The sequence below is a fragment of the Spirosoma flavum genome, assembly GCF_042686045.1.
Lineage (GTDB): Bacteria > Bacteroidota > Bacteroidia > Cytophagales > Spirosomataceae > Spirosoma > Spirosoma flavum.
Genome location: NZ_JBHUOM010000001.1, coordinates 127934 through 141476, shown reverse-complemented (window position 1 = coordinate 141476; position 13543 = coordinate 127934). Strand labels below are relative to the sequence as shown.

The window sequence follows — 13543 nt, the reverse complement described above, 5'->3', positions numbered from 1 at the left end:
CTTTTGGGACGTTATCGACCTGTACTTTGCAAAAAAGCCGCAATTTCCATTCCCCAGGCAATACCGATATGAATGAGTAAACCACCCCAGATGCTTCGTGTGCTCAAGGCCAGCACACCCAATAAATACCCACCGAACAGTGACGAAACAGCCTCGCCCAATGGCCGACCGAAATGGATGGAACAATACCAGACAACCATTGGCAAAACTGCTCCACGTCCCAACACCCGGCTCATACCAATAACGAGAAAACCCCGAAAAAGTAGTTCAGTCGGCACAAAATCCCAGCCGTAGCAGAGCTCGTAAATGAGAGCGGTAACCCACTCCGGCACGTCGAAAAATTCGTTGGCATTCGTATCGTGATAGGTTGGATAGGAATGAAGAAAGTCGGGCTGGAACGAGGCAAACGTGATAAGCGGAATCATTAACCCCAGCAGAATTGCGTATAAGGCTAACCCCTTCCGCTTCGGTGTCATGCCATAAAAACTGCTCGGATAGGGGTCTACAAATTTATAAAACAGATATAGCGGCAGGACAATTGTCAGGACCGATTGCAAGTTGTGCAGGCAGTAATAGGCAAATACATAAATCTGCCCATTGAATATCTGCCGACTCCACTCACTGTGCGCATAGAAACCAGCATAAATCGAGTAACAAATTAGGGCAATCCCACTTCGAAACCAGAATTCCCGGCTGCGCCAAGTATAGAGCCGATGGTGAAAGTAAGTCCAAAGCCACACACTCACGTAATAGGCGGTGGCGTACAAGCCGAAATATAAAACCGGCCAGATTGGCTTGCCCTGAGATGAGTCTATGTATGAGTCTTCAAAATTTAGCGTGAAATTAACCGTCAGAAGTAAAACGACCCAAAGGGCGGTGGCAGCATACAGGTCAAGCCGAAAATCGGTGCGGAGATGGTCGCGCAAGTCACGCCAGAGGGATTTCAATACGATGAGTAATTAGGTAGATTGGGCGAAAACGGAAACTGGGGACTTATACCTGCAATATTACCCGATTTCCGTTTTCGCCCAATTGATCCGTGTTAAAACCCTTCTTTCTCGGCTTCTTTGTCTTTTTTCTTTTCGTCTTTCTTTTTCTCGTCCTTTACTACCTTCTGCCCCGGTTGTAGCTTAGGTTTAGGGGCTGCTTTAGCTTTCGTTTTATACTGATCCAGATAGCGATCGACAAAGAGGGTTTTCTCATCGACCGTAGCCGCTACAACTTCAATAGTGGCTTTCGACGAGTTTTTAGATCCTGCCAGCAAACGGTCATTAATGTCCTGCTCGGATGTGACAATGGCCAACTGGCCTAAAGACGTTGGTGTGCTACCCGGCTTGTAGTCGTAAAACACCCACACATCGGGCGACGATTCCAGATAAATACTTGCTTCGTCGCCATTTCCCGACTTTCTGATTTCGACAAAACCATCCATCTGCGCGTTCACATCCGTCGCCATCATATTCGATACGCCCAACTGACCTATACTGTAAAAGGCATTGAACTTATTGGACCAGCGCAGATTAGCGTTAGCTAACACCAGCATGGCGTTTAGTTTCGGTGATGCCTGGTTGAGTGGTGCGTGCTGATTCTGCGCTTTAAGCCGGTAAGCATCCACCGCTTGCTGACCAATCAACGGTAGCAATTTGTCTGATAATCGGTTTAAATCATCGTCGGCGGCTTCATCATTTTTTTCTTCCAGATTAGACTTAACAATCTTGTCAGAAATGAGGCTGCTAATCGGATCCGGCACCGGAAAGGCGAAAGCAAGTAATGTATTGAACCGATATTGCGCACTATCAATGTTAATCCGGGCTGAACCCGACGCCAGCAGGTATTCGTGCGGAACCGCATTTAATAGGTTTAATTTGCCTTTGAACGTCATGAGTCCTCGGGCATCATTAAACGTAAACGCGTTTTCAACATCCTCTGCAATTCCGGCAAGACTCGCATTCTCCACATGGCCCGAACTATCAGAGCTTGCTGTACTATCCAATTTAGCAACAGTATTCGTCTTCACGCTATCAACCAGTGTGGTCGCGGAGGCTGGTAAAGTCGGTTGTCCATCGGGTAAGTCACTACCTTTCGAGGCAATCCGATACACTTTATCCTTCTCATCATAGCGCATAATACCTGTTGCGGAGAAGAGGTCATCGTCTTTGGCGTCTTCTTTCGGCGACAGGAATGTTGGATACAAACCCGCATTGCCCAGTCGAAAATGGATACCGGCCACTAGTTGTTGCCCCCCTTCGTTCTTTAGGTTTTTATCCACTTTAATCTCCAGCCGTTCCGCTACTTTTTCCTTAAATGGAATCCAGCCACCAACGAGGTCTGCGCGTTTTTTTAGGGCGGGTTTAATGAACCCATCCATTGCCAGATCGCGGGAAGGGGCCTGCATAGCAATGGTTCCTTTGAACAGCATTTTTGGCGCTAATTGCAGATTATCGTCTTCGTCAACTTCGGCACGAGCAACGGTAAAATACGTCGTTAACGGCTTTTGTACGTCCTTCCGACGGCCTTTAGGTGTTTTCTTTGTATCGGCTGTCAACGTACTGGAGGCTACCACTGGCGCTTCTTTCAACTCAAAGCTACCCATCTTTATACTGGCCGTATCACCCCTGGCGGTAGCGAACTGGTACGTAGCATCACCGGCAAAGCGGGTTCGGGAAAGTACCTGTATATTACCGTTTTTGAGCCGGTGAAACAGATTAATCGTGTCCAATTCAAGCTTGGCATTTTTAAAAGGCAGCATCTCGCCATTCCGCCGAATGGTTACCTGGCCTTTGTCGGGATAAATCCGGGCATCGGCAGATGTAACATACGGTACACCACTAATATTCAACGTCCGTTTCTCCACATCGTACAAAGCTGCCGAGCCGTTGAACATCAGCCCTTCCTGCTCATCAGCGGTAGCCGTGAAGGTTGAGGTTTTCACATCGCCCTTCATGGCAATCGTCTTCGCATTTATGTTCCACTGCGCCCGGTTAATATTGGTTTTATAGGCAGCAAACGGAAACTCCATACTGGCACTCACACTATCATCAAGGCTCTCTTTTTTGTTAATCACCAGGCCAACAATACCTTTCGTCTGGTTAAAATCCATATCGATGCCGCTTCCCAGCAGAATTGGTTTCCCAATGGGCGTTCCCTGTGTTTCTTTATCCGATATAATTTTGACGTGTGCGTTGCTGGCAATGAATCCGTCTTTATTGAACTTAATGCTATTGGAGACGGCTTCTGAATCTTTCCGACGTAGGGTTCCATTTCCAAACAAACCTGACGAACGCAACGCTAAATCGCCTTCGAGGTTAGTTGTGGCATTGTAGAAATTGAAGTTATTTTTCTGAGTTGTAATGACCATACTATCAGCTTTGGGCCACCATTTCAGGTTATAGTTGTTCAGTTGAACCTGCGGAAAATAGGCTTTCCCAATCAATCCTTCTTTAATTTCACCCTTCTCGCCCGATGCCATTAAGGAATCAGTCGTGAACAAAATCCCTTTCGTATTCAGACTGGCGGTGAGATGGTTCAACACTCCTTCGGCCCGTAGCCCGCTTTTATCCATCGTCAGTTCGCCCGCAAATTTAAACGTCGATGGAGCGGTTCCCTTTTTAGCAGTATATACCGGGTAGCCGGTTGCCGGCGCTTTATGCACGAAGCCGAGGGTATTGTCGGGCATCGTTTTGAGTTCTGCTTTGAAAGGCGGGAAAATACCGTCGGAATAGAAAGTGCCAATGAAGGAGATATCTCCTTTGCCCAGGCTGTCATTATCAATAGCTGGAATTTTAAAGTAGACCTTCTGATTGTACGTGAGATCTCCCCGTATAGGTTGGTTGAAATAGACCGTCATCCCCTCAGGCATAACCAATCGTTGAGTTGTTTTCTTGCCCGCAATTCGCCCTGATTTATTATCGGCACTACCAAAATAGACCGTTCCGGGATTCTCATATTTAATGTCGCCCCCAACTTCCCCCGTTTTTCCCTGAGCCGCCAATTTCTGCGACGAGAAGGTAATAGAGTCAATTTTATTAAGGGTCATTCCGAACTTATCATAATCGAATTTAAGGTCACGGCCCGCATAGCGGAGGGTTCCTGCTTTGAGTTGACCATTCAATGTGAAAGCCCGGCCCTTTCCTACCTGTAATGTTTTGTCAGACGGAAAACCGATTATCTTGAGCGAATCAGACAGGATGAAGCGATCAACTCCTCGAATGGTCAGAATTTTATCGTCTAAATTGATCGTCGCGTTTTTCGTGCTATCATTTGATGCAAATAGTGACTGTACCTGAAAGTTGTCGTAGTCTCGTTTTTGGGCGTAGGCTAACACGTAAAGTGCTCCCTTTCGACTCAGACGCATTAAACCTGTTTTCGCATCGCGGTCAAGATAGCCTTCGAGCACCATACGATTTAAGGACCCGCGTAAGGCAACCGGACTAACAGTTTTGACAAACTGGGTAATATCATCCTCTAAAAACGTCTGCTGCTTTTTGGTCGAGACAAAATTTGCTACGATTTGCAAGGGGTGGAAACCATAATCAACCGTCAGATCGGTGTAGCGTTGCGGTTGGAAATAATCGAACGACTCGAAACGTACCGGCACTTCGCGTTTGGCTCCTACCTGATAGAAATCCACTTTCCGGCGGGGTAAATCCCACCGTACCACTTCGGGCATAATGTAAAATTTATGGTACGAATCGGCATAGGGAACGCGGGTGTAATCGGTACGTTGTTCGCGGTCGAGCCAGGCGATGTGCTGATTTTTATCGTACCGGAATTTTACAGACGGGTGCGTAATGGAGTCCGCATCCACGTAGCCAACAAAGGAAGCCGAACTCGCCGAAATCATCGGGCGTACTCCAGACCCAGTTGATTTTACGGGTTCTGTCGTATTGAATCCAGATTGAGATAACCCTATTTGAGTTGAGTCAGGGCGAGTTCCTCCAGCCTGACTTCCTGCCGACTGGGCTTCTTCAATGCTGTTGAAATCGAAACGCCGACTGCTCGCTTTGAACGCTGGTTTTCCGTTGTATTTTACTGTTATCTGAGCGGGTTGCCCACTAGCCGACGCGCCAACCATTTGAGTTCCCGATAAGGCCAAACCACCCCGGTACTCTATATCTGGTCCTAAATCGGGCAGTTTAACGTCGTTCTGCCACGACATGAAACGCGGATATGTTACAGGGCCGCCCTTTTTCTTGCTGACGTATTCAAATACACCTTTAATGGGTTTGCTTCCACCATACGTCAGCGTTACATCATCAGCTTGTAGACGCGGACTTATCGTCGTTAAGGCGTAATCGCTCAACGTCACGAAAATGTCTGGCCGACCAGCCGTTGCCCACGTAAACTTTCCACCCTGACCAACCAGAATGCCGTCCTTAAGCATTAGATCGCCATTGGTATTCGCTAAAACTGCTGAGTCGCCATTCGAAATAATTGCCAACGACACATCTTTTAAGGTGATAACCGCGCCTGATACCGTCGGAATTGGCCGTCGTTGGGGCACAAACTGAACGCCGGTCGGACGTGGTTGCGTAGAATCTGATACCGCCGGGGTGTCCCAACCATCAAATCGCGACCGATCAGCAGCAGCTTTTGCGGCTGCAATTGAGTCGGCAGGGGTTTGTACAGCACCAAGCTGCACCGGTTGCGCACCGTCTACGTAGCGAAACTGGAACGTGCCGCCCAACGCATAAAGTTTGTTATACGCACTGGCATAAAGTTCACGCCTTTCCGTAAAACGCCGGGTAGTTTCCAGAATGCGAGCAAACACTTTGGGATCGTTCGCGTCGAAAAGTTTTTCGGCAATGGTTAAAATCCCATCAACGTTGGTAGCTGGCTGTTGCTGCGCGTTGAGGTAAAGCGATTCGTAAAACGGAGCAAAGTGTGTAGCTGGCTGAAGCCGTTTCTGGTTCATCTTTCGGCTTAATGCCATTACCCTCTCCTGTTGCTGCGCGGATAATTTGTTCTCCGACCAGAGCGACTGCAAATTCGTACCAGCGCGCACAGCCACCGGACCGCCCGTTACCATCAATTTTTGTACCTCGGTCATGAACTGTTCAGGTTTATCGGAAATTCGAACAGCCTGACCGAAGGTTACAGACAAGGTTGGGAAAAACAAAAAAAACACAACGCCCAACATCTGTATTCTCACTAAATTCTCTCGGTACAACTGACCAGAAAACAGGCGAGGACACAGATTGTCAAAATGGGAATGACTACCCTTTATTTTATCACTATTTATCATGCTTATTTTTGAAAAAGGAGCGAAGTCCACTCCTTATTGATCATATCTCTGACGAACGTGAGCCCCGCTTCTGTGGCTTTTTGTTGAATGTCCGGCGCATCATGCTCATAAAATCCACTTACTAACAGATATCCCTTTTCATTCAGCAACTTCGTATAGTTTGGAATATCAACTAGCAACACGTTTCGATTAATATTAGCTAGCACGATGTCATACAGGTCATTCGGATCAACATCGTCAATTGTTCCCTGAAACACCGTGATTTGCGGGCAATCGTTTAGTTCGACGTTTTCCCAAGCGTTTTCAACCGCCCATTCTTCAATATCAAAAGCCAGCACTTTTTTTGCTCCCATTTTGGCGGCTAAAATCGCCAGAATACCCGTGCCACTACCAACATCGAGCACCGTTGTTCCTGCAAAGTCGAGCCCAAGTTGCTGCTCCAGCATCATGGCGGTTGTTTCGTGATGACCTGTGCCGAAGGACATCTTCGGATTGATAACAATGTCATAACGAAACCGGGCATCCAACTCATGGAAGGATGCCCGGACCCGAACTTTATCCACCACTTCTATCGGCTCATAATTGCGCTCCCACTCGGCGTTCCAGTTACGTTTTTCTAACGAATTGACTTGGTAGGCTATTGCAGTCTGACTGGCGTATTTAGCAATCAATTCCTGAATGGCCTTTTCATCAAAATCAGGCTCGATTATATAGGCATTCAGACCCTCGTCGGTTTCAACAAATGACTCAAAACCAAGTTCACCTAGTTCGGCGGTGAGGATATCGGTAAAATCGGGCGACAGATGCAGTTGGAGTTCACTATAATTCATACATCAAAGTAACGAAAAAGGCCCACATTGTTCGATTTACGATCTATTATCTACCAATGGTTTATTTACTTGCATCGTCTACCCGCTTACTTTCCCTGCGTCTTATGTTATTTAGGGCGTCCTGACTAGCAAAGAATACACTATGTAGAAAACAACCCTTAACTAACTAACTGGTGAAAAACGCTTTTCTAATTATTGACACCCAATTCGATTTCTGCCATCCCGAAGGTGCGTTGTTTGTACCGGGAGCCGAGCATGACGTTGAGCGGATAGCAACGCTGATTCGGCAACACGCTCACCAGATTGATCATATAGTCGTTACCCTCGATACGCATCATGTACTAGATATTGCCCATCCGCTATTCTGGCATGATGCCGCTGGCAATCATCCCAAGCCGTTCACACGCATTACCGGCGAAGACGTTGATACCGAACGCTGGATACCACGTTTTTCGCCCAAAAAAGCCATCAGCTACATTCATGACCTTGAGGCCGATGGTCAGTTTGCCCATTTTATCTGGCCGGAACATTGTTTGATTGGTTCGCGTGGGGCGGCTTTGCACGACACGTTACTTAATGCGCTCAAGGAATGGTCGGGGCAGCGCGACCTCGACTATGTAGCCGTGCAAAAGGGATTGTATCCACTATCGGAACACTTCGGTATTTTTCGGGCGCAGGTGCCAGATTTATCCGTTCCCGAAACTCAACTCAACTCCGGGCTGATTGCAGATCTAGCCCGTTTCGACACCATATACTTGATGGGCGAAGCGAAATCGCATTGTGTAGCCAATAGTCTCAAGCAGATGCTGGATTTTGCCCCTGAACTAGTCTCAAAGGTGGTTATCGTAGCTGACTGCATGTCAGATGTGACTGGTCTGGGCTACCTCGCCGATCCAATTTATGCCGAGGCACAAGTAAGAAACGTTCGTTTTATGGAATCAGACACGGTTTTCAACTAAAAACCCGTACCTTTTCGGTGCTATGGAAAAGACAATTTCTCTATTCCCGCTCAATCTGATTGTTTATCCTGGCGAGGATTTGAATCTGCATATTTTTGAACCACGCTACCGCCAACTCATTGATGAGTGCCTGGATGAAGAACGAACCTTTGGTATTCCGGCTTTCATCAATAATAAACTGCCCGGCTATGGCACCGAGATGCACGTTACGACGCTACACAAGCGCTATCCCGATGGCCGGATGGACATTAAATCGAAAGGTTTAGGTGTTTTTCGATTAGTGAATTTTGAGAATCCCGTGCCCGGTAAATTATACGCTGGTGGTGAAGTGGAATTGGTTGAACCCGACGATGGTTTCAGTGCACATTCGTCGGCCCTGACTGAACGATTGGAACAACTTTATACGCTGTTGCAGATTGAAACCGATTATGCGCCATCAACCGAAAATTTCTCCTATCGGGTGGCTCATAAAGTTGGCCTGTCTATTGAACAGGAATACGAACTCTTAATGCTCGAAACCGAAGCCGAACGCCAGCTTTTCCTGATTCAGCACCTCAACAACGTGTTGCCGGTTGTGTCAGATATGGAGCGTACCAAGGAGCGCATTCGCATGAATGGTCATTTCAAAAACCTAGATCCACTTAATTTTTAATGAATGCAGAGGTTGCTCAAAAGTTATTGAGTGAATAGCCAACACAAAAAATAGTCACGGCTCAACGGTCTGTCCGATCATTGTTTTTCTTCCACCTTCCCTACTTTTTTTGCACGTTTGGGCAGTTGGTCAGCTAACTCCTGAAGATTTTTTATAGGGGGACGGGGCTTTTCAGCTTCACCAATAACAAAACCGTAGGGTTTGAGCGAATCTACTGAATCGAAAACAACTTTGAGAATGGCTGTCATAGGTAAGGCGAGAACGAGACCAGGCAGACCCCAGACATTCTCCCAAAGAATTAAGACGATGATAGCGGCAAGTGGGTTTATGCTAACTTTAGAGCCGACAATGTAAGGTGTAATAAAATTACCCTCCAGCGTCTGCACAAACAGAAAAATACCAATGACACCCAGGGCTTTAAGGGGGTTGTCCTGCGTAACGAGTGTGTAAGCGGCTGGCAGTAATGAACCCATGGAAATACCGAAGTAGGGAATCAATACCAGACAGGCCCCGAAAAAGCCAAAGAACACCGCATAATCAACACCCAGAATGAGCAATCCAACAGTCATTAAGGTGCCAATTATGACAATAACCAGCACCAAACCGGCGAGGTAGTCTTTCACAACTTCGTAAATTCTCGACAGTACATTATCAATATCCGACCGGCGGGCATCGCTAAACACTTTATAGAAGAATGAGCGAAAAAAGTCTCGGTAGAGTAAGAAAAAGAAGGCGAATAGTAATATTAAAAAGATGTTGGTGATAATGCTGGTTGTGGCTAGCAATGTGGTGGTTAGAATAGTGCCTCCTTCTGCCAAAGCTTGATTCAGGTATTTCTTCACCTCCGAAACCTGCCGCTGACGGTCTATATTTAGATGTTCATCGGCAAATGTTTGGATACTGTTTATGTATTCACTCCCCCGCTGAACAAACTTTGGTATGACTTCTGAAAAGCTGCTAATCTGAATTGAAATACCCCAAAACAGTCCCGTTAATACACCCAATGTCAACAACAGACACAATACTATAGACAACACTCTGGGTACACGCCAATTTTCAAGTCGCTTAGCTAGTGGAAATAACAAGACGGAAAATAAAATGGCAAAAACCAATGGAATCAGTAACCCTTGTAACACATGCAGGCCGTAGACAATAACAACCAACGACAGCAGTACGCAAGCAATTTTAGCGTAAGAGGGGAGTTCGATTTCCCGCGAGCGAATATTCATAGTGCAAGTAAAGGTAACTGCGTACTGTAGTCGTTATTTTCTTTATGGTTTGGCCGGCTTCCTTACGTAACCAACCCGTTAATTTCGGCTTTGTTCAGAGCGCGGATAATTCTTAACTGGGAATTAATAAACTCGTTTTCAGCTAGAAATGAAGAAAGAAATACAGACGTGGACTGTTAAGTTTTTGTTAAGTATGCATTCATGATTCGTAACGTTGTGGATAAGCCAGTTAACTTCGGCCTGCCAATTATCCGGCAACTTACCAAAACGGTAAACCATTCTCACCAATCTTGTTTCGTATGAGTGCTGCCAAAGCTGCTCAACCCTTACATCGCGTTTTAGTCGTAGACGATGACGCCGACATCGTAGAGATGCTCGAATATAACCTCATTAAAGAGGGATATGACGTCCGTACGGCAACCGATGGCCGCAAAGCCCTCGAAATAGCAAAGACGTACCTGCCCGAATTAGTTCTGCTCGACATCATGATGCCTCATATGGACGGTATTGAGGCCGGGCGGCAACTGCGCGACATGCCCGAGCTGCGCCAGATGTACATTCTCTTTCTAACGGCCCGCTCAGAAGAATACTCTGAAGTAGCCGCTTTTGACGTTGGAGCCGATGATTACATTACAAAGCCGATTAAGCCGCGTGCTCTCATGAGTCGTATTAATGCTTTCTTTCGACGTGAAGCTCAGAAATCTGATCCCGGCGAACAGATTGACATTGCCGATCTGATTATTAACCGTAAAAATTATTCGGTTACTCAAAATGACAAATCGGTAATTTTGCCCAAGAAAGAATTTGAATTATTGTTTTTTCTGGCCCAGCACCCTAACAAGGTATGCAGCCGGGAGGAGCTATTACAAAAAATCTGGGGTGCAGACATTTACGTTCTCGAACGTACTGTAGATGTACACATCCGAAAACTCCGCGAGAAAATTGGGGATACTCACATCCGCACACTCAAGGGTGTAGGATATATGTTTACCGACCAGCCAGAATAAACACGCAAATGTGATCGGGCGAACGAGTGGAAAACTGGTGGGAACCATTTTTCCACTCGTTCGCCCGATCACATTTGGGGCGGCCCGGTCCTCCGCCTTTTTTACCTTTGTCTTATGTCCCTTAGTCCCCGCATTATCGCGCTTTTACTGGCCTGCCTGATTTCAGCACTGACGCTGGCGTTTCTGACCTTCGTGGAGGGCGTTACCAGTACCATGCTGTTTGTGGTGGGCATTTCGTCGTTCATTATTTCTTTTTTTTTGGTTTTCTACGCGATCGAACTTCTCGTATTTCGCGAGGTAAACAAGATGTATAAAACCATCCACAAACTAAAAATTCGTGACTTCAATATCTCTCGAAAATCAATCATTAAGAACACTAACCCCTTTAAGAAACTGAATGACGAAATTTTTGTCTACGTTGCCCGGAAACAGAAGGAGATTGACGAGCTGAAGCGGCTGGAATTATTTCGGCGGGAGTTTCTGGCCGATGTGTCGCATGAGTTGAAAACGCCCATTTTTGCAGCTCAGGGTTTTATCCATACCCTCATCGATGGAGCCGTTGACGACGAACAGGTGCGCGATAAATTTCTATCTAAAGCGGCTAAGAGTCTCGACGGTCTCGATGCGCTGGTAAAAGATTTGGTAGCCCTGTCTCAATTGGAAACCGGAGAAGTAAAAATGAACTTCGAACGAGTCGATTTAGCGCATGTTACGCAGGAAATTTTTGAGCAATTAGAAAAAATAGCGCATGGCAAACATGCTTCTCTTCAGGTGAAAAGTACTCATTCTGGTTCTGTTTGGGTAAAAGCCGACCCGCAGCGTATTAGGCAGGTAATGACCAACTTGATTGAGAATGCGGTGAAATATGGCAATGAAAACGGTCGCGTACAGGTCAGCTTAGACGACGACAAGAAATTCATTATTGTATCTATTCGTGACGACGGTCCCGGTATTCCGCCAGAACACCTGAACCGGATTTTTGAGCGCTTTTACCGAGTCGAAAAAAGTCGCTCTAAAGATCGGGGCGGCACCGGTCTGGGTTTAGCCATTGTGAAACATATTTTGAATGCTCATAAAACCAAAATTTCAGTGATGAGCAAAGTGGAGAAGGGGACTACATTCCGGTTCAAACTCGAACGTATGGACTGATCAGTTCACTGGGTCAAAACTCGGTGTAACATCAAATCAGTCGTTTCAGCACAAAACTGGATATAATAATCTGGCCGTTTCGCCGGACTAAAATGGACACTTCTTTACCTTCCCCTTTTTGAAGTATTTTATATATATCACTAACAGTTAGCTCACTGGCAGAATTGCTATTAACAAACAGCACTTCATCACCTTCTTTCAACCCTGCCATATCAGCTGGAGACCCGGTAAGGACTTTGGCCACATAATAATTGCGATATCGATCTCCCTTGGCGCGAAGCTCCATCCCGCTCATATCATGTTCAAAACTCTCGCGCATAAGCCGCTTAATTGGCTTCATAACGATATACCGTTCTGGATAATTGAACGTAACATTGAAGCGACGAAGTAGTTCACACCCTACATTTCCTTGCCGTTCGGGCATATCAATTAATTTCATCCCGAAACTCATACTATCCGGAAATGATGCCAGGATATTATCTAACTCGTAGCGGCCAAACATAACTTTCTGAATACGCCCCATACAGCCGTTAATTACGCCATTCAACCCGCGGCCCAGTTGCGCCCGAATACTTTTTACTGGCATTGGCATTAACGCAGTACTCCGCGAGCGGTCGAGCAGTAAGGCATGCCCTGCACCCGTATCCAACACAACTCGCAAAGGCAGGCTTTTTTCGCCATCAAACACCGACAGCGCATCAGTATATGCCTTTGTATCTTGAATAGTAATAGGGTATCGGTCGCCTTTACGTTTCTTATAAGTGTATTTATCGGGCCTCATCAATGTTATTTCACGACGTTGAAAGTCAATATTTACAACGAAGTTGGCAAAGATTTCATAGCCAAAAATACCGTGAACGGGTGTCCCAACATACTCTGACAGTTTTAGAATGTCTTCATCTAAAATAACCAAATTATGATGCGCGGCCCGCAGACCACCCATACTCAGGGTATTGTCGATGGCAATGGATGCCGTCAGACTGCCGCCTTCACCGGCTCCGCTAATTTTAACTTTACGCGCAAGCGTGAGCGGTTTTTTCCGGAAAGCACTCGGATCCGTAATGATTGTATTACTAACGCCGGTATCCAGAATGAACCGAAGCGTGTCGGATTCATTAACTCGTACCGGAACGATAATAAGGTTAGAATGGAGTTGAAATGGAATACGCGTCCAGGTGCGGTTATCGGCAATGAAAAATCCGTAACGATCCTTATCAGGTGTATGCTGGCGATCGTCTCCACGCGCAACGGCGTATAAACCTAACAGTCCGATTATTAATACCAGCGTTTTCATATAGCGTATTTGTTACATTAAAATTACGCATTTTTTTATCCGAATAACACAATTATTTAGCAACTGGTTTTATATGGTAATGCATGCTTTTATAAGCATGTGAGCAGTTATACAAATTTTAGTACCAAGCTGGCGACGTGTTCAGTTTAAATGTTCTAATTTAGCTCAAAATTGACGAA

General features: G+C 46.1%; 9 protein-coding genes. 4 read left to right on the top strand and 5 right to left on the bottom strand.

The window, feature by feature from the left end:
- Positions 1-11: 11 nt before the first annotated feature.
- The 3 genes from ACFS25_RS00590 to prmA all read right to left on the bottom strand — a co-directional run bounded on the left by ACFS25_RS00590 (position 12) and on the right by prmA (position 7074).
- Complete coding sequence (locus ACFS25_RS00590) at positions 12-947, bottom strand: CPBP family intramembrane glutamic endopeptidase (protein ID WP_381496457.1); 936 nt, start codon at positions 945-947, stop codon at positions 12-14.
- A gap of 95 nt (positions 948-1042) precedes the next feature.
- Positions 1043-6139 (bottom strand): hypothetical protein, encoded by a 5097-nt coding sequence (locus ACFS25_RS00585; protein WP_381497398.1) that lies wholly within the window; start codon positions 6137-6139, stop codon positions 1043-1045.
- Between the two features lie 107 nt (positions 6140-6246).
- On the bottom strand, positions 6247-7074 hold the full coding sequence (gene prmA / locus ACFS25_RS00580) for a 50S ribosomal protein L11 methyltransferase (protein WP_381496456.1): 828 nt from the start codon (positions 7072-7074) through the stop codon (positions 6247-6249).
- A 173-nt stretch (positions 7075-7247) separates the two neighbouring features.
- Here prmA and ACFS25_RS00575 point away from each other — a divergent pair, with 173 nt between their 5' ends.
- Together ACFS25_RS00575 and ACFS25_RS00570 are read left to right on the top strand one after the other, a co-directional pair.
- Positions 7248-8033, top strand: coding sequence for a cysteine hydrolase family protein (locus ACFS25_RS00575; protein WP_381496455.1), 786 nt, complete (start codon positions 7248-7250; stop codon positions 8031-8033).
- A gap of 22 nt (positions 8034-8055) precedes the next feature.
- On the top strand, positions 8056-8685 hold the full coding sequence (locus ACFS25_RS00570) for an LON peptidase substrate-binding domain-containing protein (protein ID WP_381496454.1): 630 nt from the start codon (positions 8056-8058) through the stop codon (positions 8683-8685).
- Between the two features lie 77 nt (positions 8686-8762).
- Here the strand turns inward: ACFS25_RS00570 and ACFS25_RS00565 are convergent, their stop codons facing one another.
- Positions 8763-9914 carry an AI-2E family transporter gene (locus ACFS25_RS00565; RefSeq protein WP_381496453.1) on the bottom strand — a complete coding sequence of 384 codons (1152 nt, stop codon included), beginning with the start codon at positions 9912-9914 and terminating at the stop codon, positions 8763-8765.
- A gap of 299 nt (positions 9915-10213) precedes the next feature.
- On the opposite strand from ACFS25_RS00565, the gene ACFS25_RS00560 reads away from it, so the two are divergent.
- Together ACFS25_RS00560 and ACFS25_RS00555 are read left to right on the top strand one after the other, a co-directional pair.
- Positions 10214-10921, top strand: coding sequence for a response regulator transcription factor (locus ACFS25_RS00560; protein WP_381496452.1), 708 nt, complete (start codon positions 10214-10216; stop codon positions 10919-10921).
- A gap of 114 nt (positions 10922-11035) precedes the next feature.
- Entirely contained in the window at positions 11036-12070 is a 1035-nt protein-coding gene (locus ACFS25_RS00555; RefSeq protein ID WP_381496451.1) for a sensor histidine kinase, read from the top strand.
- A 31-nt stretch (positions 12071-12101) separates the two neighbouring features.
- On the opposite strand, the gene ACFS25_RS00550 is transcribed toward ACFS25_RS00555, so the two are convergent.
- A complete protein-coding gene (locus ACFS25_RS00550; protein ID WP_381496450.1) occupies positions 12102-13364 on the bottom strand; it encodes an aspartyl protease family protein in 1263 nt (420 codons plus the stop codon).
- Positions 13365-13543 lie beyond the last annotated feature (179 nt).